The 18,687-nt window shown below is 37.0% G+C and carries 19 protein-coding genes; 9 read left to right on the forward strand and 10 right to left on the reverse strand.

The genetic code is table 11. The annotated features are described in order from the left end of the window. Positions 1 to 26: 26 nt before the first annotated feature. Entirely contained in the window at positions 27 to 254 is a 228-nt protein-coding gene (locus ABN212_RS14540; protein ID WP_004247042.1) for a YejL family protein, read from the reverse strand. 155 nt (positions 255 to 409) lie between these two features. Between ABN212_RS14540 and yejK the strand changes: the two genes are divergently transcribed. Next, on the forward strand, positions 410 to 1,414 hold the full coding sequence (gene yejK, locus ABN212_RS14545; protein WP_099074944.1) for a nucleoid-associated protein YejK: 1,005 nt from the start codon (positions 410 to 412) through the stop codon (positions 1,412 to 1,414). Positions 1,415 to 1,497: 83 nt separating this feature from the next. On the opposite strand, the gene rplY is transcribed toward yejK, so the two are convergent. After that, complete coding sequence (gene rplY, locus ABN212_RS14550; protein WP_023581385.1) at positions 1,498 to 1,782, reverse strand: 50S ribosomal protein L25; 285 nt, start codon at positions 1,780 to 1,782, stop codon at positions 1,498 to 1,500. Between the two features lie 144 nt (positions 1,783 to 1,926). Continuing rightward, positions 1,927 to 3,690: a DEAD/DEAH box helicase gene (locus ABN212_RS14555; RefSeq protein WP_349443344.1), complete on the reverse strand. Its 1,764-nt coding sequence runs from the start codon at positions 3,688 to 3,690 to the stop codon at positions 1,927 to 1,929. Positions 3,691 to 3,872: 182 nt separating this feature from the next. On the opposite strand from ABN212_RS14555, the gene rsuA reads away from it, so the two are divergent. The 3 genes from rsuA to ABN212_RS14570 all read left to right on the forward strand — a co-directional run bounded on the left by rsuA (position 3,873) and on the right by ABN212_RS14570 (position 6,667). Then, on the forward strand, positions 3,873 to 4,577 hold the full coding sequence (gene rsuA / locus ABN212_RS14560) for a 16S rRNA pseudouridine(516) synthase RsuA (protein WP_100157926.1): 705 nt from the start codon (positions 3,873 to 3,875) through the stop codon (positions 4,575 to 4,577). A gap of 37 nt (positions 4,578 to 4,614) precedes the next feature. Next, complete coding sequence (locus ABN212_RS14565) at positions 4,615 to 5,799, forward strand: Bcr/CflA family multidrug efflux MFS transporter (protein ID WP_332872280.1); 1,185 nt, start codon at positions 4,615 to 4,617, stop codon at positions 5,797 to 5,799. Positions 5,800 to 6,319: 520 nt separating this feature from the next. After that, positions 6,320 to 6,667, forward strand: a complete 348-nt coding sequence (locus ABN212_RS14570; protein WP_072062745.1) for a YejG family protein — start codon at positions 6,320 to 6,322, stop codon at positions 6,665 to 6,667. Between the two features lie 126 nt (positions 6,668 to 6,793). Here ABN212_RS14570 and mepS read toward each other — a convergent pair whose 3' ends face one another. Together mepS and ABN212_RS14580 are read right to left on the reverse strand one after the other, a co-directional pair. Next, entirely contained in the window at positions 6,794 to 7,408 is a 615-nt protein-coding gene (mepS, locus tag ABN212_RS14575) for a bifunctional murein DD-endopeptidase/murein LD-carboxypeptidase (RefSeq protein ID WP_100157924.1), read from the reverse strand. Positions 7,409 to 7,770: 362 nt separating this feature from the next. Continuing rightward, positions 7,771 to 8,478, reverse strand: a complete 708-nt coding sequence (locus ABN212_RS14580) for a phosphatase PAP2 family protein (protein WP_196533108.1) — start codon at positions 8,476 to 8,478, stop codon at positions 7,771 to 7,773. A gap of 347 nt (positions 8,479 to 8,825) precedes the next feature. Here ABN212_RS14580 and ABN212_RS14585 point away from each other — a divergent pair, with 347 nt between their 5' ends. Continuing rightward, positions 8,826 to 9,137 (forward strand): hypothetical protein, encoded by a 312-nt coding sequence (locus ABN212_RS14585; RefSeq protein WP_109372856.1) that lies wholly within the window; start codon positions 8,826 to 8,828, stop codon positions 9,135 to 9,137. Positions 9,138 to 9,403: 266 nt separating this feature from the next. Next, positions 9,404 to 9,733, forward strand: a complete 330-nt coding sequence (locus ABN212_RS14590; protein ID WP_198620664.1) for a hypothetical protein — start codon at positions 9,404 to 9,406, stop codon at positions 9,731 to 9,733. A 141-nt stretch (positions 9,734 to 9,874) separates the two neighbouring features. On the opposite strand, the gene yeiP is transcribed toward ABN212_RS14590, so the two are convergent. The 3 genes from yeiP to ABN212_RS14605 all read right to left on the reverse strand — a co-directional run bounded on the left by yeiP (position 9,875) and on the right by ABN212_RS14605 (position 12,556). Further along, a complete protein-coding gene (yeiP, locus tag ABN212_RS14595) occupies positions 9,875 to 10,447 on the reverse strand; it encodes an elongation factor P-like protein YeiP (protein ID WP_088493223.1) in 573 nt (190 codons plus the stop codon). 160 nt (positions 10,448 to 10,607) lie between these two features. Next, entirely contained in the window at positions 10,608 to 11,849 is a 1,242-nt protein-coding gene (gene mtr / locus ABN212_RS14600; RefSeq protein WP_196533110.1) for a tryptophan permease, read from the reverse strand. A gap of 290 nt (positions 11,850 to 12,139) precedes the next feature. After that, entirely contained in the window at positions 12,140 to 12,556 is a 417-nt protein-coding gene (locus ABN212_RS14605) for a nucleotide triphosphate diphosphatase NUDT15 (RefSeq protein ID WP_198629765.1), read from the reverse strand. Positions 12,557 to 12,744: 188 nt separating this feature from the next. Between ABN212_RS14605 and fruK the strand changes: the two genes are divergently transcribed. Further along, complete coding sequence (fruK, locus tag ABN212_RS14610; RefSeq protein ID WP_349443345.1) at positions 12,745 to 13,683, forward strand: 1-phosphofructokinase; 939 nt, start codon at positions 12,745 to 12,747, stop codon at positions 13,681 to 13,683. A 72-nt stretch (positions 13,684 to 13,755) separates the two neighbouring features. On the opposite strand, the gene nfo is transcribed toward fruK, so the two are convergent. Further along, a complete protein-coding gene (nfo, locus tag ABN212_RS14615) occupies positions 13,756 to 14,598 on the reverse strand; it encodes a deoxyribonuclease IV (RefSeq protein WP_349443346.1) in 843 nt (280 codons plus the stop codon). Between the two features lie 166 nt (positions 14,599 to 14,764). After that, positions 14,765 to 15,859, reverse strand: coding sequence for a YeiH family protein (locus ABN212_RS14620; RefSeq protein ID WP_198620659.1), 1,095 nt, complete (start codon positions 15,857 to 15,859; stop codon positions 14,765 to 14,767). Between the two features lie 184 nt (positions 15,860 to 16,043). Here ABN212_RS14620 and yieE point away from each other — a divergent pair, with 184 nt between their 5' ends. Beyond that, positions 16,044 to 16,937, forward strand: a complete 894-nt coding sequence (gene yieE, locus ABN212_RS14625) for a DNA-binding transcriptional regulator YeiE (protein WP_349443347.1) — start codon at positions 16,044 to 16,046, stop codon at positions 16,935 to 16,937. 118 nt (positions 16,938 to 17,055) lie between these two features. After that, positions 17,056 to 18,543 carry an amino acid permease gene (locus ABN212_RS14630; protein WP_160230198.1) on the forward strand — a complete coding sequence of 496 codons (1,488 nt, stop codon included), beginning with the start codon at positions 17,056 to 17,058 and terminating at the stop codon, positions 18,541 to 18,543. The last annotated feature ends 144 nt before the right edge of the window (positions 18,544 to 18,687 follow it).

Here is an 18,687-nt window from a genome sequence, read left to right on the forward strand (position 1 = left end):
GTCTATAAATAATTTTTCTATGTTTATTAGTGAATATTGCCTTCATCAATTGAAGCACGCAATGCGTGAACAAAAGAATCAGCAATCAGCATTCGTTGAGCAGGGGCAATACTTGTATTGATTAAGTTTGTCACCATGTTCCCCAACACCATCAAAGAAAGATCTGTAGGAGTATGATGTTTTTCAAGAACGCTGACAAGTTCTGCAAGTAATTGCTCAACTTGTTCATCACTATAACGGGATTTTTGTGGCATAAAATCTGAATTCCTACTAAATGAATAAAACGCTATATATTACCGTATTACTAGGTCTTTTTCCGCTATTAAATTAATTAATTTTCCCTTGATACTGAAAGTAGGGAGTGTTTGAATACGCGCACGAGAAAGAGACGCAATAGAAGAGGACGACCATGAGTCTAGATATTAACCAATTAGTTTTGCATCAACTTATTAAGCGAGATGAGCAGACATTAGAAGTTGTGCTACGTGATTCACTCTTAGAAATTGAACCCGTTGTTCAGGAGATGATTGAAGAGTTGCATCGTGTATACAGTGCAAAAAGTAAAGCTTATGGTCTGTTTAATGAAGAAAGTGAATTAGCAGAAGCGCTGCGCTTACAGCGTAAAGGCGAAGAAAACTTTTTAGGTTTTTCACGAGCAGCAACCGTGAGACTAAAAGATGAATTAGCAAAATATCCTTTTGCAGAAGGTGGCACCGTTCTATTTTGCCACTATCGCTATTTAGCGGTGGATTACCTTTTAATTGCTGTACTTAGTAGTTGTAACAGTATGTGGGTAAATGACAGCCTTGATGTGTCATCAACGCGCTATTTAGATATTCCTCATGCAGACATTATTGCTCGTATCGATTTAACTGAATGGGAAACGGCGCCCGACTCTTTACGTTATTTAACGTTTTTAAAAGGTCGTGTTGGACGTAAAGTCTCTGACTTCTTTATGGACTTTTTAGGTGCTCAAGAAGGTTTAAACGCTAAAGTTCAAAATAAAGGCTTATTACAAGCGGTTGACGATTTTTGTGAAGCCTCAGAAATGGGCAAGCAAGAGCGTCAAACTTGTCGTGAGCAAGTATATAGCTATTGTAACGAGCAATTACAATCGGGCGAAGAAATTGCCTTAACAGAGCTTGCCGAAGAATTACCGTCTTTGGGTGATCAAAACTTTGCTCAATTTACTGAAGAAAAAGGCTATGAGTTAGCTGAAACATTCCCCGCAGATCGCAGTACGTTACGTCAACTGATGAAGTACTCAGGAAGTGGTGGTGGATTAACAGTGAATTTTGATGCGAAATTATTAGGGGAGAGAATATTCTGGGATCCAGCAACAGATACGCTCACCATTAAAGGTACACCGCCTAATTTACGTGATCAGCTACAACGTAGAGCATCAGAAAAATAATTAAATAGTAGAAACAAATAACGCCACATTAAGTGGCGTTATATGCTCGGCGTCCCGAAAAATAAAGCTCGAAGGGTGGCTTATTAAGCGCGCAGGAAGTCGATATGAGTAATTTTTGGTTTATACTCGTGACGTTGCACTGCTTTAACTTTAACTTTAGTTTCTTTGCCATCGATAACCAGGTTTACGAAATCTGAATAGAATTCTGATTTGTGCTCTTGGTTGATAACTTCGTTGTGATCTAAATCGATAGCGATTGGCTCTTCATTTCCGCCATAAACGATAGCAGGAAAACGGTTAGCCACACGCAGGCGGCGGCTCGCACCCTTACCCTGCTCTTTACGTACAGTTGCTTTGATAGTTAACATCTTTTTTCTCTTATAAAAAAGAAAGAAAATACATACTTGTTACAGGCGACCCAGCAACAAGCTCGAGATTTGGTTTATCTAAAAATAGATAAAGCGGGGCGCATTTTAACGAAAAAGTCCTCTAACAGCAAATATAAATCCAGATTAATATAAGGTATCTGCTTTTCGGTAGCGGCCTGCATAGTCAAAAATCTTATTTCTTATCTTCCAGAAGCGCTCTTTTTTACCTTTATGGGCGACAATAAAGTCGGGGTGACGTAACAAATCAAACTGTTTAATAATGTCGTTGGCATCATGCCAAACAAAAGGAACACCTGGTGCGCGTTGATGTTCACGTAAAAATTTTAATTCAAATACTTTTCGTTGAGCTGGGGTGGTTAATCGAAAACGTTCAGAGACAGACGTGCCTTCTTCATCGTAATAATTAATTTCTAACCATTCACCTTTAACATCATTTCCTGACTTAAATTGCATTCCACCACAGCGTAGAACTAATGCCCCTTTGAGTTTTAATGCCGCTTTGAGCATATCATCAGGATCAACCAAGATCTCATCGCAATGAACACAGCGACGTGCTGCAATATCATTTTCTTCATTACAATGAGGACACAATTTAAAGCGGAAACGAAATTCACATTGCTGTTTTTGCCCTTGTTCATTGAGTTCCCAACCTTGGCAACGGCGACCATAGTGTTCAATGATATCCCCATCAGCATCTACAATTCCCCAAAAGGTATTGGCAAATTGGCAAATAGGACAAAAAACTTGTACCGGCTGACTATTTGGATTGGGTTTTTTAGTACCAACTTCGGGTAGATAGAGATCATGAGGATTACCTGCATAATCTAAAATCAGGCATTCTGTTTTTCCTGCAAATAATCTTAATCCCCGTCCTACAATTTGCTGGTATAAACTCACAGACTCAGTGGGGCGTAAGATAGCAATTAAATCAACATGAGGTGCATCAAAACCTGTTGTTAGTACGGCAACATTGACCATATAACGTAATTGTTGCTGTTTAAAACGGGAAATAAGATCATCACGTTCATAAGAGGGGGTATCCGCACTGACTAATGCTGCTTCATCTTGTGGTAAAAGAGAAAGGATCTCTTTTGCATGTTCAACTGTCGCCGCAAATATCATTACTCCTCGGCAATTTTGCGCATATTCAATAATTTGAGCGACAATATGAGGCGTAATACGTTTTTGTCTCTTTATTTCACGGTTTAGATCTTCTTCATTAAATATCCCATTTTGACTTGTTCTTACTTGGCTAAAGTCGTATTGCAATATAGGCATATCTAGGCGAGTTGGTGGAACTAAAAAATGATTGCTTATCATATAGCGTAAAGGCAATTCATAGATACAATCGCGGAAAAAGCAGTTTTCATCGCCTCTGATCATACCGTGATAATGATATTGATAAATCCAACCCGTAGGTAAACGATAAGGTGTTGCAGTTAATCCTAAGATACGTAATTGTGGATTAATGGATTGCAATTGTTTAATGACTTGCTGATATTGGCTATCTTCAGACAAACTAATGCGATGGCATTCATCAATAATAAGAAGAGAAAAAGTATCACTAAACCGCGATAAATTACGGGCAACAGATTGCACACTACCAAAAACAACTTTCCTGCTACTCTCTTTTTGTTGTAAGCCAGCAGCAAAAATATCTGCAGATAGACCATAAGCCTCATATTTGCTATGGTTCTGTTCTACTAACTCTTTTACGTGTGCTAACACCAATACACGTCCGCGTGCTCTTTTAGCGAGTTCTGCAATCACTAAACTTTTCCCTGCGCCAGTAGGTAATACAATTACCGCAGGTGTATTGTGTTGGCGAAAATAAGAGATTGTCGCGTTAACAGCGTCAAGTTGATAAGGTCTGAGTGTAAAAGCCATAACTCTGCATAAGAAATCAAACGGGGCGTCAGCGTAACATTTTTTTATAGGTAGCGCGAATAAGGGGGGGAGTAAAGAGCGTGATAGTTTATTTATAAATTAATTAGTTGTTTTATTGTTAATATTCATTTTTAATAGATACCTCATATCAGATGGTATTCTTCCATTTTTCAGAGAAATTCATGCGATTAGATAAATTTTTATCCCAGCAATTGGGTATTAGCCGTAGCTTGATCCTTCGTGAATTAAGAGCAGGGCTTGTAACAATTGATGGCGAAATGGTGAAAAGCGGTTCAACCAAAATTGCACCAGAGCAAGAAGTAGCTTACGACGGTAATGTCTTAACTCAAATTTTAGGGCCTCGCTACTTTATGTTGAATAAGCCAATTGGCTATGTATGTTCAACAGACGATCCAGTTAATCCAACTATCCTCTATTTTATTGATGAACCTTTGGCTCATAAATTACATGCTGCTGGGCGTTTAGATATTGATACAACAGGACTTGTTTTATTAACGGATAATGGTCAATGGTCACATCGTATTACGGCACCAAAACATCATTGTGAGAAAACCTATCTGGTTACGTTAGAAGAGCCGATTGGAGAGGGTGTTGCTGAACAATTCCAAAAGGGTGTTCAACTCAACGGTGAAAAAGACCTAACAAAACCCGCCACGTTAGAAATTATTACGCCAACAGAAGTCAAACTTACTATTAGTGAAGGCAAATACCACCAAGTAAAACGTATGTTTGCAGCAGTGGGTAATCATGTAAGTGCATTACATCGTGAGCGTATTGGTGATATTACATTAGATGAGACTTTAGCTGAGGGCGAATATCGTCCATTAACAGAAGAAGAGATCAACAGCATTCACTTACCTCAATAATTATTATTTATCCTGTCGTTTTTGGGAGTTTATCTGCGTGCAACAGCAACGTTCGTCGTACCTTAGTCTCATTTTAATACTGGGACTTATTTCCATGCTTATGCCATTGGCTATAGATATGTATTTGCCAAGTTTACCTACTATTGCGCAAGATTTTGGTGTGCCAAGTGGCAAAGTACAAATGACATTAAGTATCTATATTTTTGGTTTTGCTATTGGGCAATTAGTCTATGGTCCTATGGCTGATAGCTTGGGACGTAAGCCTGTCATTTTGGGCGGCGTAATTGTTTTTGCTTTTGCCTCTAGTGCATGTGCATTATCTGAATCAATAGATGTGCTAATTGGTATGCGCTTTTTACATGGTTTTGCAGCAGCTGCGGCAAGTGTTGTTATTAATGCATTGATGAGAGATATGTTCTCTAGAGATGACTTCTCTAGAAGTATGTCTTTTGTTGCACTTGTTATGACTATCGCACCTTTATTAGCGCCACTATTAGGTGCTTGGGTGATGAATTGGTTTTCATGGCATGCTATTTTCTGGAGTATCGCGATAGCCGCCGTGATTGCATCTGCATTAATTGCTTTTTATATTCCAGAAACATTACCAAAAGAGCGTCGCCAACGCTTTAGCTTAAGAGTGACATTTAGCCAATTTATTAGTCTGTTTAGAACACGTCGTGTCCTTTGCTATATTTTGGCTTCAGGTTTTTCTTTTGCTGGCATGTTTTCATTTCTTAGTGCTGGCCCTTTTGTCTATATCGAATTGCATGGTATTCCCTTTGATCAATTTGGATTATATTTTGGCTTTAATATCATCTTCTTAATTGTGATGACAAGCATTAATGGGCGATATGTTCGTCGATTTGGTGCGTTGAATATGTTACGCCTAGGATTAACTATTCAATGTATTATGGGGATCTTTTTATTGCTGGTGGTCGCTCTTAATTTACATTTCTATTTCCTTGTTGTGGGTGTAGCAATGTATGTGGGCGGGATCGCAATGATCACATCGAATGCTATGGCCGTTATTCTTGATGACTATCCCCATATGGCAGGAACGGTTTCTTCTCTCGCAGGAACAGTGCGTTTTGGTGTTGGTGCGTTAGTTGGAACGGCTATTGCTATGCTACCAGCAAAATCAGAATGGCCAATGGTAAGCTCTATGGCATTCTGTGTACTGTTTGCTATGGGGTTTATTTTGCTTGCTCGTCGTTATAAATAAGAACATCACGCTATAAATAACAGAAATTTATAGCGTGCTCCTCTTTTCCTGTCTCTATTTCCTCTAAAAACACCACATTTTCCTCTGCTGTATTTCATGAATCGTTTCAAATTAGTGTGATTTTTTGATTTGAATCAATACCTGATGTTGTTTTTTTGTTAAATTAAGTAAAATTTATTTTAATAATCATCTATTATTGTTTTGTTGATATGAAGTATCGTGATAAAAATTGATGGATTGTTTTACATGAATGCGTAATATTTTATGCAATTATTTTATATGGTTGATAAAATGTTAAATAAATGGAAGAATAATTGAAGAGATTAAGCATTGTAGGTATGAATATCTGCAAACGCTAAGCTAAAAGAATGGTTTGATACGTCTCTTCGCTTTTTTTGTAAAGCAATTGTAATATTTGTGTTCTATGATTAACAAAGTTCTAATATGCGTGTGAGCAAGTCAGTTCAAACTCGTATTGATGATGTATTAAATTAACGTGTTGATGAAACAGGATTGATTTGTGGATAATGTACAACTTTCGGTAGTTCATAAGCTGCCGCTGAGTTATCGGTGGCTAGCAGGCTTTGCAGGCACAAGAGTAGAAATACTGCCTGAAAATGATGCTGGAAAGCAAAATACGTTAATTGGCTTAAAATTATTAAGTCATGATGGTATGACACTGGATGAAGCAATACAGAATTTGCGTCAGTATCTGAGTAATCTCCATATTGATAGCGTTGTGATTGAGTGGGATGGAGCTCCTTGCCTTTTCCTTCATAGCGACGATGAATGTGCTGCATTATGTTGCTTAAAAAACGCGGGTGTCGCTATTGCAGAGCCATTCCCAACGGCATATTCTTATTTATAACACCTAGTTAATGTTATAAAACCAATGTAGTTACTGTGCGGTTTAAGCATGGCCAAGAATATAAAAAAAGCCTCATTATTTATTTTAATGAGGCTTTTTTATTGCAATAAGATATAAGGGAATTAATTATCTTAATACATTTTGCGAAAGGTTGTTTTCAACAAGCGCTGCGTCATTTTTGTCAATAACACGTCTTGCTGCATAAAAACGTTTGTTCCAGTAGACATTAGACATTTCTGACACTGTTACACCATTGCTGGTGGATGCATGTACAAATTTATCATTACCGATGTAAATTCCAACATGGCGCATAGTACGGCCTGTTTTGAATAGAACGAGATCGCCTGCTTGTAATTTTGATTTATTAACCTGGGTACCAGAGAACTGCTGGTCTGAGGTCGAGCGAGGAAGTTCTACACCGAATTGGTCAAGAAAGGTTCTTTGTACAAAGGCAGAACAGTCGATGCCTTTTTTAGTATCTCCACCTAAACGATAAGCGACGCCTTTCCAGTCTGCATATTGGTCAAGTATCTTAGATTTTATATCGAGATTCTTCACCAATGATTCAAATTCATCTTGTGATGCTTGGGAAATAGATGTGCTTGATGATGTATTAAGTGGGGTAGTGCTTGAATTCGCTAAGCGTGAATTTGCGTTCTGTGAGCTACATGCTGATAGCGTAGCTACAACAATGAACGCCGGTATGAGCTTAAGCATTCTCATATACGGTTTTGTTCTCATTGTGACAGATTTCCCTTACATCCTTACGTGCAGAAGCGCACATGAATTATTCACCAAATAACCAGAGAATATAGTGTAATTTAACTCTGGCAACCCTATTTCGCGAAAAACGTGCTCTAAAGCACGTAAATATCCACATTAAACAATAAATAATGAAGAAACCAGAAAAGTGTACAGAAAGAGGGGCTAAATGGCGAGAGAAAAGGAGCTTAATTTACAAAACATTAGATAATAAAGTGCTAATACTTAAAATAGATCTCATTTTGTCATAATAATATCATTTAATTGTCAAAAAAATGACCAAAAGAATAAGTGCAATATTACACTTATTCTCTTTTAATAAATTAAATGTGTTTTCCCTTTTATTTTTTAAAAGGAAGATATTTTTCTAATTGTCTGACAATAATATCTGATAATGGTGTAATTAATAACCAACTTGTTGTGATTAAAGTTAAAGAAATAGAACCAACTAATATATCTGATGCCCAGTGTGCACCGGCCATAACTCTTGGTAATGAAAATACGACAGTAATAAGAAGAGCACATAAGAAAGAACGAAACGAGAGATAACGTAATATAAAGCTACAGAAGATAAGTAGCATCAAACCATGATCGCCAGGGAAGCTATCACCTGAGGCATCTTTTGTAGGAATACCAGTCACAACGCCCACTCTATGCACATCTTGAAAATGAAGTGTTGGGCTTGGTCTTTCAATGGGAATATTTTGTCCCAATTGATTAATCAGCACTGCACTTATTACCATCACTAATCCCACAATGACAAGATGGCGTTTACCCATATAATCTTTTTTACGGAATGTATTGTAATAAAGTGCACCCATCGCCAGCAAAATAACTAAATCAAACTTCCTATTATTGGTATAAGCCACAAAAGAGGCAAAAAAAGTATCAGGTAAAATGTGCTGATTAAAAAAATAAAAAATATGAGTGTCAATTGATAGCCAAAATCCATGTTGTGCTGGAAGATACCAAGAGAAAAAAATAATTAGACCTGCAAGATTAAGTAGAAAAATAGCGAGTGCTTTTTGGTGAAAATAAGAAAGTTTCATAATAATAAAATGACAAATTTTGCGTGTGTTTGGTGATCTTGATCACAAAAAGTTTGAGTTTAATTATAGAACTATAACCAAAATAAAAAAATAGATCTTTGCAATTTGCTGTTTGTGTAAATGTTATACTTTAGTTTCATTTCTGTTGGATTTTTTCATACTCACTTAACTCAAATTTAGAATATTTTTTCTTGATACTCGTAATTTGAGTATTATATAATTTTTTTCTATTCTTTAATTAAAGATAAAAGTTAAATAAATAAAGTAACAAGCCGATATTAGTTAGGACTTTAATAACATATTGGCTTGTGGAATTTACACACCCCAATAATCATAGGAGGCTAGTTTTGAATAAGTTATGTATTGCTGCTACGTGCTTAACTTTATTATTAAGTACACCTACTTTTGCTAAGGAAAATAAAGTCATTGGTTCCGGAACTATAACTTTTGTTGGTGCAATTGTTGAGGGCAATTGCCTAATGGATACAGAGAAAAACACTTTTAAAACAAGCTGTTGGAATGGAACTGAAATGCAAGAATCTCAATATCAGTTAGAAAGGAATAAGCACTTTAATTCTAAATTGATTAACAACAAAGGCTCTATGGATATTAAATGGATTAATGATAATTTAGCTGTAATGAACATTGTTTATAATTAGTTTCCCATAGACCTAATAATAAAAATAATTGTATTAATTAAATAAAATTTTAATGCTTTTATAGAATTGTTATTAAAGTTAAAAATATTTGACTTAAGTTTAATCAACGTTGATTTCTTATTTATAAACATCGAACACTTATATTTGATAGACATCAAATATTCCTCTTATGTCTATATGAATGTCATATTTTATTGCTATGATGAAAATATGTCGGGTAGGTGTGATCCTCATACCTGCTAGCGCAAACAAGAAGTGAGGTCGTTATGAGAAAATATCTGACCGTAGTATGCAGTCTTCTCGTTTCCAGTTCGATATCATTAGCTTGGGCATCTGATCCCATGCAAACAACAGGGCAGATTTATCTGCGGGGTGCGATTGTGGATCCTGCATGTGAGATGAATTTCACATTTGATAAAGCTGAATACCAATGTTACAAACACAACAAAGTGTTTACATCTACTCAATCTATTGTTCCTGCGTCTTTTGATAAATCCCAACAAACTATTATTTTGCCTCAAGATATGGGCAAGGCTGAGATCCGTTGGATGGATGATATCCAAAAGAATGGTGTTATTGACGTTCACTATTTTTAAGGTGTCTGTGGGTAGACAGAGGTAGGTTGCAAAAGATAAACAAGTCAAATAATCGTTTGTCACATTGGGTTTCTTACGATTATCTGACCTATTTAAAGCAACATTAGCTATACGCTAATGAGTAGGGTTTCTGACTGTTGATTAGTCAGCTCGGCCCATATAGCGACGTTCAGCAATATGAATACGAACTTTATCGCCAGTAGAAAGGTATTCAGGAACCTGAATAACTAACCCTGTTGGCAATGTTGCAGGTTTAGTACGAGCACTTGCAGAAGCGCCTTTAATACCTGGAACAGTTTCAACAATTTCCATATCAACAGTTTGTGGCAGTTCTAATGCTAAAACTTGACCATCCATTGTTAATACTTGCATTCCTGCTAAGCCTTCCTCAGGAATAAACAGTAATTCATCTTCAATTTGATCTTTTTTGAAGGTATACGGTGTGTAATCTTCATTATCCATAAAGATATATTCATCACCATCAATGTAAGAAAAGCTCACAGCACGACGTGTTAAGCTGATGGTATCAATCATATCATCGCCTTTAAAACGCTCTTCTACTTTTTGGCCTGTACGGATATCAGTAAAACGCATTTTGTACAGTGTACTTGCACCACGAGCACTTGGTGCTTGGATGTCGATATCTTTTACCAGTAATAACTTGTTGTTATAACTAACAGCCATACCACGTTTAATTTCATTGGCTTTTGCCATATAAAACCTTCCATTAAATAACATTGACGATAATGGCGACAAAATTACTCGCAGTGCAGAAACTTGGCAAGTTATTCGCACATTTTTTTATAAGATTTGATGAAAAAACAAAGCCAGCTGAAGTGGAGCTGGCTTTAGATACAGGCTTTTAGAAAAGAAATTAACGGTAGATAGGCAGAAGATTAAAGTTCGCTAAAATATGTGCGCTGGCATTGATAACACCAAACAAAATGACGAATCCAATCATAAACATACCACCGGGCGCTTTAAAGCTTTGACTTTGATTACGTTCACGACTCGCTTTTGCCATTAATGCTGGAATAATCGCAGCCCAAATGGTTGCTGCCAGTCCTGCAAAACCAATGGCATATAAGAAACCATCAGGAAAAATAATTGCCAAAATAGTCGGTGGTATAAACGTTACTAATGCAGATTTAAATCGACCACTTCTTGTATTTGAAAACTTAAAAAAGTCTGCTAAGTAATCGAATAATCCTAATGACACTCCTAAGAATGAACTTGCTAGTGCCATATAAGAGAAAAAGTCTAATAACATTGATACAGAGGCATTGGCGGTTGTTGAACGCATTTGTGCTAATAAGTTACCAATATTCCCACCATCAGCAATTACTTGTTTGAAATCTTCGCGAGGAATATTACCTTGTACAACAAACTGCCATAAAATATAAATTGCCAGTGAAATCAATGTACCAATAAGCAAGCTTTTCATAACAGCTTTACCATCTTTACGGTAATACGTCACTAAGCCTGGAATATTGCCGTGATAACCAAATGAGGTCAGTAAATAAGGTAATGCGGCTAAAGCATAAGGCAAGTAGCTTGCATTGTTTTCGTTAGTGTTAAATAACACTGGCATTTTTACTTCCGTAAATAGACCGCCAATAGCTAACACAAAGGCAATTACCATACCACCAATTAAAATGGTGCTTAATCTATCCACTGCGCGTGTTGATAACCAAACAAAGAAAGCAACAATTAATGCAAAGACTAAACCAGCAATAGCTTGAGGGACGCTTATCACATTTGCAAAGTTTTGCACAATAATGGAGCTACCCGCAGAAATATAAGCGTAAGTTAAAATATAAAGAACAAACGCAATAGATAGTCCATTAATGGTGCTCCAACCTTTTCCTAATAAGTCTTTGGTAATGGTATGAAAGCTTGAGCCTAAAGGATAATGAAGGTTTACTTCTAAAATCATTAACCCCGACATAAATAAACAAAACCAAGTGTAGATCAAAAGGAAAATAGAACCGGTAAACCAGACACCGGAAGTCACAATAGGAATGGAAAACATGCCTGCACCCACAGCGGTGCCAGCAATGATCATTGCACCACCAAGTATGGATGGGCGCTTTGTTATTGATGTGACTTCTGACATAGGATGTCCTTATAAAATTGACTCAATGTACTAGCTTGATGGTGTAAAGAATACACTTTTGCTATAAAGGTGTAAATAGAGGTTATTGTGCTTTATAAAAGAAAAAAGTGAGTAAAAATAATACAATAGGAGAAGGTGATTATATAAATCAATAGATTAGAGTGAGAATTATTAGAAATGATAAAGAAATATCGCTATAAAAAAGTGAAAATTTGCGCAGAAATAGATAATTCAAACATTATTCTGAACAAAAAAGATCCAGAATAATGAAAGTGATAGGGCGTTTTTAATTAGCCTTGATAAAACTGCTTACTTTTCCATAATGCAATAGAATTGCGACTGGCTTCAAAGTGTGGCTCAGGTAAATCATCAGGTGAACACCAGCGAAGTTCAGAACATTTATCTGGTTCCATCAATTTAGGTTCGTCACCTTGATGTTGTGCGATCATACAAATAGAAACTGTGTGTTTACCTTCTAATTGATAAGTTTCTAGATTATTGCTAATACCAATCACTTGTGGCTCAGTGATCGCAATACCAATTTCTTCTTCTATTTCTCGAATAGCACATTGCTCAAAAGTTTCACCTTCATCAACATGCCCACCAAAAATTGACCAATAAGGGGCATGTTTTCCACAACGTTTTCCTAATAATACTTCACCATTTTCATTAGTGATAATTACACCAACGCCGACTACGACTGACATTTGAGACTCCTTTTTTCTTTTTTATATAGTTAATGTATAAAATAAGTCGCTTTTTACGGGTGATATTCTCCATTGAGGATGAATAGAGTGCAAGGAGAACCAGCTCGATTTCACTGAATAAAAGGTTAATTGATGCTATAAATAACACCCTAAATATTCATAATAAAAAATGATTGGGGAGTGAAGGCATGAGTCGCCGTGTCGCTACGATCACCTTAAACCCTGCTTATGATCTTGTTGGTGCTTGTCCAGCTATTGATGTAGGTGGTGTTAATTTAGTCCGAACTGCTGGACTTAATCCTGCGGGTAAAGGCAATAATGTCGCGAAAGTCTTACGTGATTTAGGTATCGATATTACTGTTAGCGGGTTTATGGGACGCGAAAATCAAGAAGAGTTTCAGCATTTCTTTAGTGAAAATGGTATGGCGAACCGTTTTTATCTAGTGTCGGGACGAACACGCATAAATGTAAAGCTAACTGAAGGAAAAGGGCAAGTCACCGACTTTAATTTTTCAGGATTTACAGTATCACCACAAGATTGGCAGCGTTTTGCAACAGATTCGCTTAATTGGATTGGTCATTTCGATATGGTGGTTGTCAGTGGAAGTTTACCTAATGGTGTTGATCCTGAAGCTTTTACCCAATGGATGATTAAGTTAAGAATATTATGCCCATGCATTATTTTTGACAGCAGTCGTGATGCTTTAGTCGCAGGGTTAAAAGCGGCACCTTGGTTGATAAAACCTAATCATCGTGAATTAGAAGCGTGGGTTGGACATTCATTAACTGAAATGGCAGATATTATTAAAGCTGCTCATCAATTGCGAGATAAAGGCATTGCGCATGTTGTTATTTCACTGGGTGAAAGAGGAGCTTTATGGGTAAATGCATCTGGAGCATGGCTTGCAAAGCCACCACATTGTGATGTGATAAGTACCGTTGGTGCTGGGGATTCAATGGTTGCTGGATTAGTCTATGGCTTATTAATGAGCCAAACGAGTGAGCATACATTGCGCCTTGCAACCGCTATTTCTGCGTTATCAGTCAGTCAGCCTGATGTAGGAATAAAAGACAGAAGCCAGCTTGCTGAAATGATGACTAAGATTGAGTTAACACCTATTAAATAAAGTAATTTGCGGTTTATTGTTATAAAGCGAAAATTGGATAAACCGCAAAACTCATTACTGTTAGTGCTGTTATTAGTATTGTTGTGATTTCAACCAAGCAATTTCGTCAGGCCAAATATCAGGATTAATGGTTTCTAAAATCAGCGGAATACTATCAAAACGTTTATCTTGCATAATATAACTAAAAGGCACTTTACCAATATTACCTTCACCTAAACTATGGTGGCGATCTACACGACTGGCTAATTCACTTTTTGCATCATTAAGGTGCATCGCTTTTAGGTATTGAAAGCCGACAATCCTTTCAAATTCAGCGAATGTTTTTTCGCAATCTTCAATTGTTCTTAGATCATAACCTGCGGCGAAAGTGTGGCAAGTATCAATACAAACGCCTACACGAGATTTATCTTCTACGCCATCAATAATGGCGGCTAGATGTTCAAAACGATAACCTAGATTTGTTCCTTGCCCTGCTGTATTTTCAATTACGGCAGTGACATTTTTAGTTTTTTCTAAAGTGATGTTAATTGATTGGGCAATTTTTTGTAGACACTTATCAACATCAATCTTATTTAAATGACTTCCTGGATGGAAATTCAGTAACTCAATACCCAGTTGTTCACAACGCTGCATTTCATCTAAAAATGCATCTCTCGATTTTTCGAGAGCATCTTCTTCAGGGTGACCTAAATTAATGAGATAGCTGTCATGGGGTAAAATTTGAGAGGGGCTATAACTATAAAGTTCGCAGTTCTTTTTAAATTTATCAATAACTTCTGTGGATAATGGTGCAGCTTTCCACTGGCGCTGATTCTTAGTAAAAAGGGCAAACGCAGTCGCTTTTATTTCATGTGCGCGTAATACCGCCTGATCGACGCCACCAGCAGCACTGACATGTGCGCCAACAAATTTCATTCTTTCTCTCCTTAGATTTATTTCACACCATGATAACAAACATACAGCGTATAACATCATATTGAGATGATAAAAGCAAAAAAGCGCAACTAAAAATAGTTGCGCAATTGAAAAGTACTTCTCAAGGCGAAATTTTAAAGGGAATTAATTTTTATCGATATTCCTATTAAGACATCAACACAGTTTGAATAAAGATATTAATCATTGCCCCACCAAGGGTTAACCAGAAAAATAAGAATAATGCTAACAATAACGGTTTGACGCCCGCTTGTCGGATAGCACTGATATGTGTTGTTAAACCTAATGCCACCATAGCCATTGCTAATAAAATGGTATCGATAGTTACAATATAACTAACAATAGACGCTGGAATTAAATTCAAAGAGTTAAAACCCGCCATTAAAATAAAGAATACGGCAAACCAAGGAATAGTAATTGGGCTTTTCTCAGTAGATTGCGCGCCATTGTTTGCCTTGCTTTTCTTTTTACTTAAATAAGCTGAAAGAATAATTAAGAATGGTGCTAGCATCATTACACGGATCATTTTACTAATAACCGCTGCATTTTCAGCATCAAGACTAATTGAGTGCCCGACGGCGACAACTTGAGCCACTTCGTGAATTGTTGAACCTGAGAAAATACCAAAGGTTTCTTCTGTAAATGGTAGCCAGCCTGCAAATGCATTTAAGTGATAGAACCAAGGGTAAAGAAAAATACCAATAGTCCCGAAAATCACAACAGTAGAAACCGCAACAGCGACTTGGCTTGCTTGTGCTTTAACAACAGGCTCTGTCGCCATAACAGCCGCAGCACCACAAATACTACTACCTGCACCAATCAAGATGACAGTTTGTTCATCTAAACCGAAATATTTGCGACCAATCCACATAGCAATAAGAAAAGTCGATATCAGCATAATGGCATCTATAATTAAACCTGTTGCACCTACATCTGCAATTTGCTGAAAAGTCAGTCTAAAACCGTACAAAATAATACCTGTACGTAATAAATAGTGTTTGGCGAATTTGACACCTTCGTCACTATAAGGTTTGGCAACAGGATAAAAGGTATTACCCACAATAATACCGAATAGGATAGCCAGTGTTAATGCACCTAAACCCATGCTAGAAAACCAAGGAATATCACCAATATAAATAGCAAGCGCAGTTAATACACCTGTTAGTAATAAACCAGGAAGCCAGCGATAGACTGGAGTAAAACATTTTTTCGCCAATGTAATAGGTTGACTTTGCTCTGACATAGAAAAACCTTGCTTATATGAATTTTGCATAAGCATATAACAAGCAATCTTATTTATTAAACTCATTATTTTTATAATAATAACCAGTAAAACTAATATAGGTGTATTTTCTTAAATGTACTTGGTATGTTACTGGTTTGTGGATAGTATGTTATTACAATGACAGCTCAAAGGTGGAATGGATATGCGAATTACGTTGCGGCAACTGGAAGTCTTTACTGAAGTTCTCAAGAGTGGTTCTACAACGCAAGCATCACAACAGCTTGCTTTATCTCAATCTGCTGTCAGTGCATCTTTAACTGATCTCGAAAGCCAACTAGGCGTACAGCTTTTTGACAGAGTGGGAAAACGGCTTGTCACAAATGAACATGGGCGATTACTTTATCCCAGAGCATTATCTTTACTTGAACGAGCAACGGAAGTGGAGCAGTTATTCCAAGCTGGAAATGGTGCTTTGCGCATCGCTGCAAGTACAACAATAGGTAATTATATTTTACCTCAAATGTTGGGGAATTTTCATCGTAACTATCCTGATATTCCGCTAGAAATGAGTATTGGAAATACCGAAGAAGTCGTTAAATTAGTGAGCGAATTCCGTGTTGATTTAGGGTTAATTGAAGGTGCTTGTCAAAGCTCTGAACTCATTAGCCAGAAATGGCTTTTAGATGAAATGGTTATTTTTTGCTCACCCGATCATCCGTTAGCTAAAGCACCAAAAGTGACTTTAACTGATTTACAGTCGGCTCCTTGGATTTTACGAGAAAATGGTTCGGGAACTCGAGATGTACTTAACCATCTTCTATTTGCTTCTTTACCGGGCTACCGCATTGAAATGGAATTAGGTAACTCAGAAGCAATAAAACACGCCGTGATGTATGAAATGGGGATCAGCTGTTTATCTCGCCGAGTCATTGAAGAGCAGATCAATAATGGCTCATTAAAAGAGATAAAAGTAGAAGGGTTGACCTTACAACGTACTCTATATCTTGTATATCATCGTCAAAAACATGTCTCTGATGCATTGAAAAAACTTCTGACGTATTGTAATGCTGAACACTTAATCGGCAATTTTTCATAAATTGCTAATAATTGACGCCCGATCATGAAGGTATCTTATAATCCCAGATCCTTGCTATTCACGAACGACAGATTTGCTACAATCCTCGTTAGAAAAGTGAATATAAAAGTGGAATGTTATGTCAGAACAACAAAATAGTACTGCTGATTCGGGCGCAGTACGCACTTTGCGCCGAGAGTTAAAAGCGCGACATTTAGCGATGATCGCTATTGGTGGTTCAATTGGTACAGGGCTTTTTGTCGCATCTGGTGCAACTGTTGCTCAAGCAGGGCCAGGTGGGGCATTACTCTCTTATGCTTTAATTGGATTAATGGTCTATTTTCTAATGACCAGCCTTGGGGAATTAGCCGCATTTATGCCTGTTTCCGGCTCATTCTCAACATACGGTTCTAAGTATGTAGAAGAAGGTTTTGGTTTCGCATTAGGCTGGAACTATTGGTATAACTGGGCAGTTACAATTGCTGTTGACCTTGTTGCTGCACAATTGGTGATGCTCTATTGGTTCCCTGATGTTGATGGTTGGATCTGGAGCGCTCTATTCCTTGGCGTTATTTTCTTACTCAACTATATTTCTGTAAAAGGATTTGGTGAGGCAGAATATTGGTTCTCCTTAATCAAAGTTTCCACAGTAATTATCTTTATTATTGTGGGTATTGCGATGATCACTGGCATTATGAGAGGTGCCGAAAACGCAGGTTGGCATAATTGGGAAATTGGTGATGCACCTTTTGCGGGTGGATTTGCCGCCATGATTGGTGTTGCCATGATTGTTGGTTTCTCATTCCAAGGCACAGAATTAATTGGTATTGCGGCGGGTGAATCTAAAGATCCAGCTAAAAATATTCCAAAAGCTGTGCGTAAAGTCTTCTGGCGTATCTTATTATTTTATATCTTCGCGATTTTAATTATTAGCTTAATTATCCCTTACACTGATCCTAATTTACTGCGTAATGATGTAGGTGATATTAGCGTTAGTCCATTCACATTAGTCTTTAAAAATGCGGGATTATTATCTGCGGCTGCCATCATGAATGCGGTTATCTTAACAGCGGTACTTTCTGCTGGTAACTCAGGCATGTATGCATCAACGCGTATGCTGTTTACATTAGCAAGAGAAGGCAAAGCACCAAAATGCTTTGGTAAATTGTCTAAAAATGGTGTACCACGCAATGCGCTTTATGCGACAACGGTTGTTGCTGGTCTATGCTTCTTAAGCTCAATGTACGGAAACCAAACTGTCTACTTGTGGTTATTAAATACCTCGGGAATGACGGGTTTTATTGCATGGTTAGGTATTGCGATTAGCCACTACCGTTTCCGTAAAGGGTATGTTGCACAAGGTCGTGATTTAAATGACTTACCTTATCGCTCTGGCTTCTTCCCAATTGGTCCTATTTTTGCCTTTATATTGTGTTTAATTATTACATTAGGCCAAAATTACCAAGCTTTCTTAGAAGATACGATTGATTGGTATGGTGCCATTGCAACCTATATTGGTATCCCATTATTTTTATTAATTTGGTTTACTTATAAGATTGTGAAGAAAACCCGCTTTATTCGTTATAACGAAATGGAATTTCCAACACATATTGCGAATAAAAAATAACCTCTAAATTAAGTTATTAAAACGCCCGTTTTGTGATCAAAATCACTATAAAACGGGCGTTTTTTTATTTTTTTAACCAGTCAATTATAAAAAATATACAAAAATTCTAATTATATTAGTAATCGCATTGATAATAATTATTAT

Source organism: Proteus genomosp. 6 (assembly GCF_040139785.1).
Lineage (GTDB): Bacteria > Pseudomonadota > Gammaproteobacteria > Enterobacterales > Enterobacteriaceae > Proteus.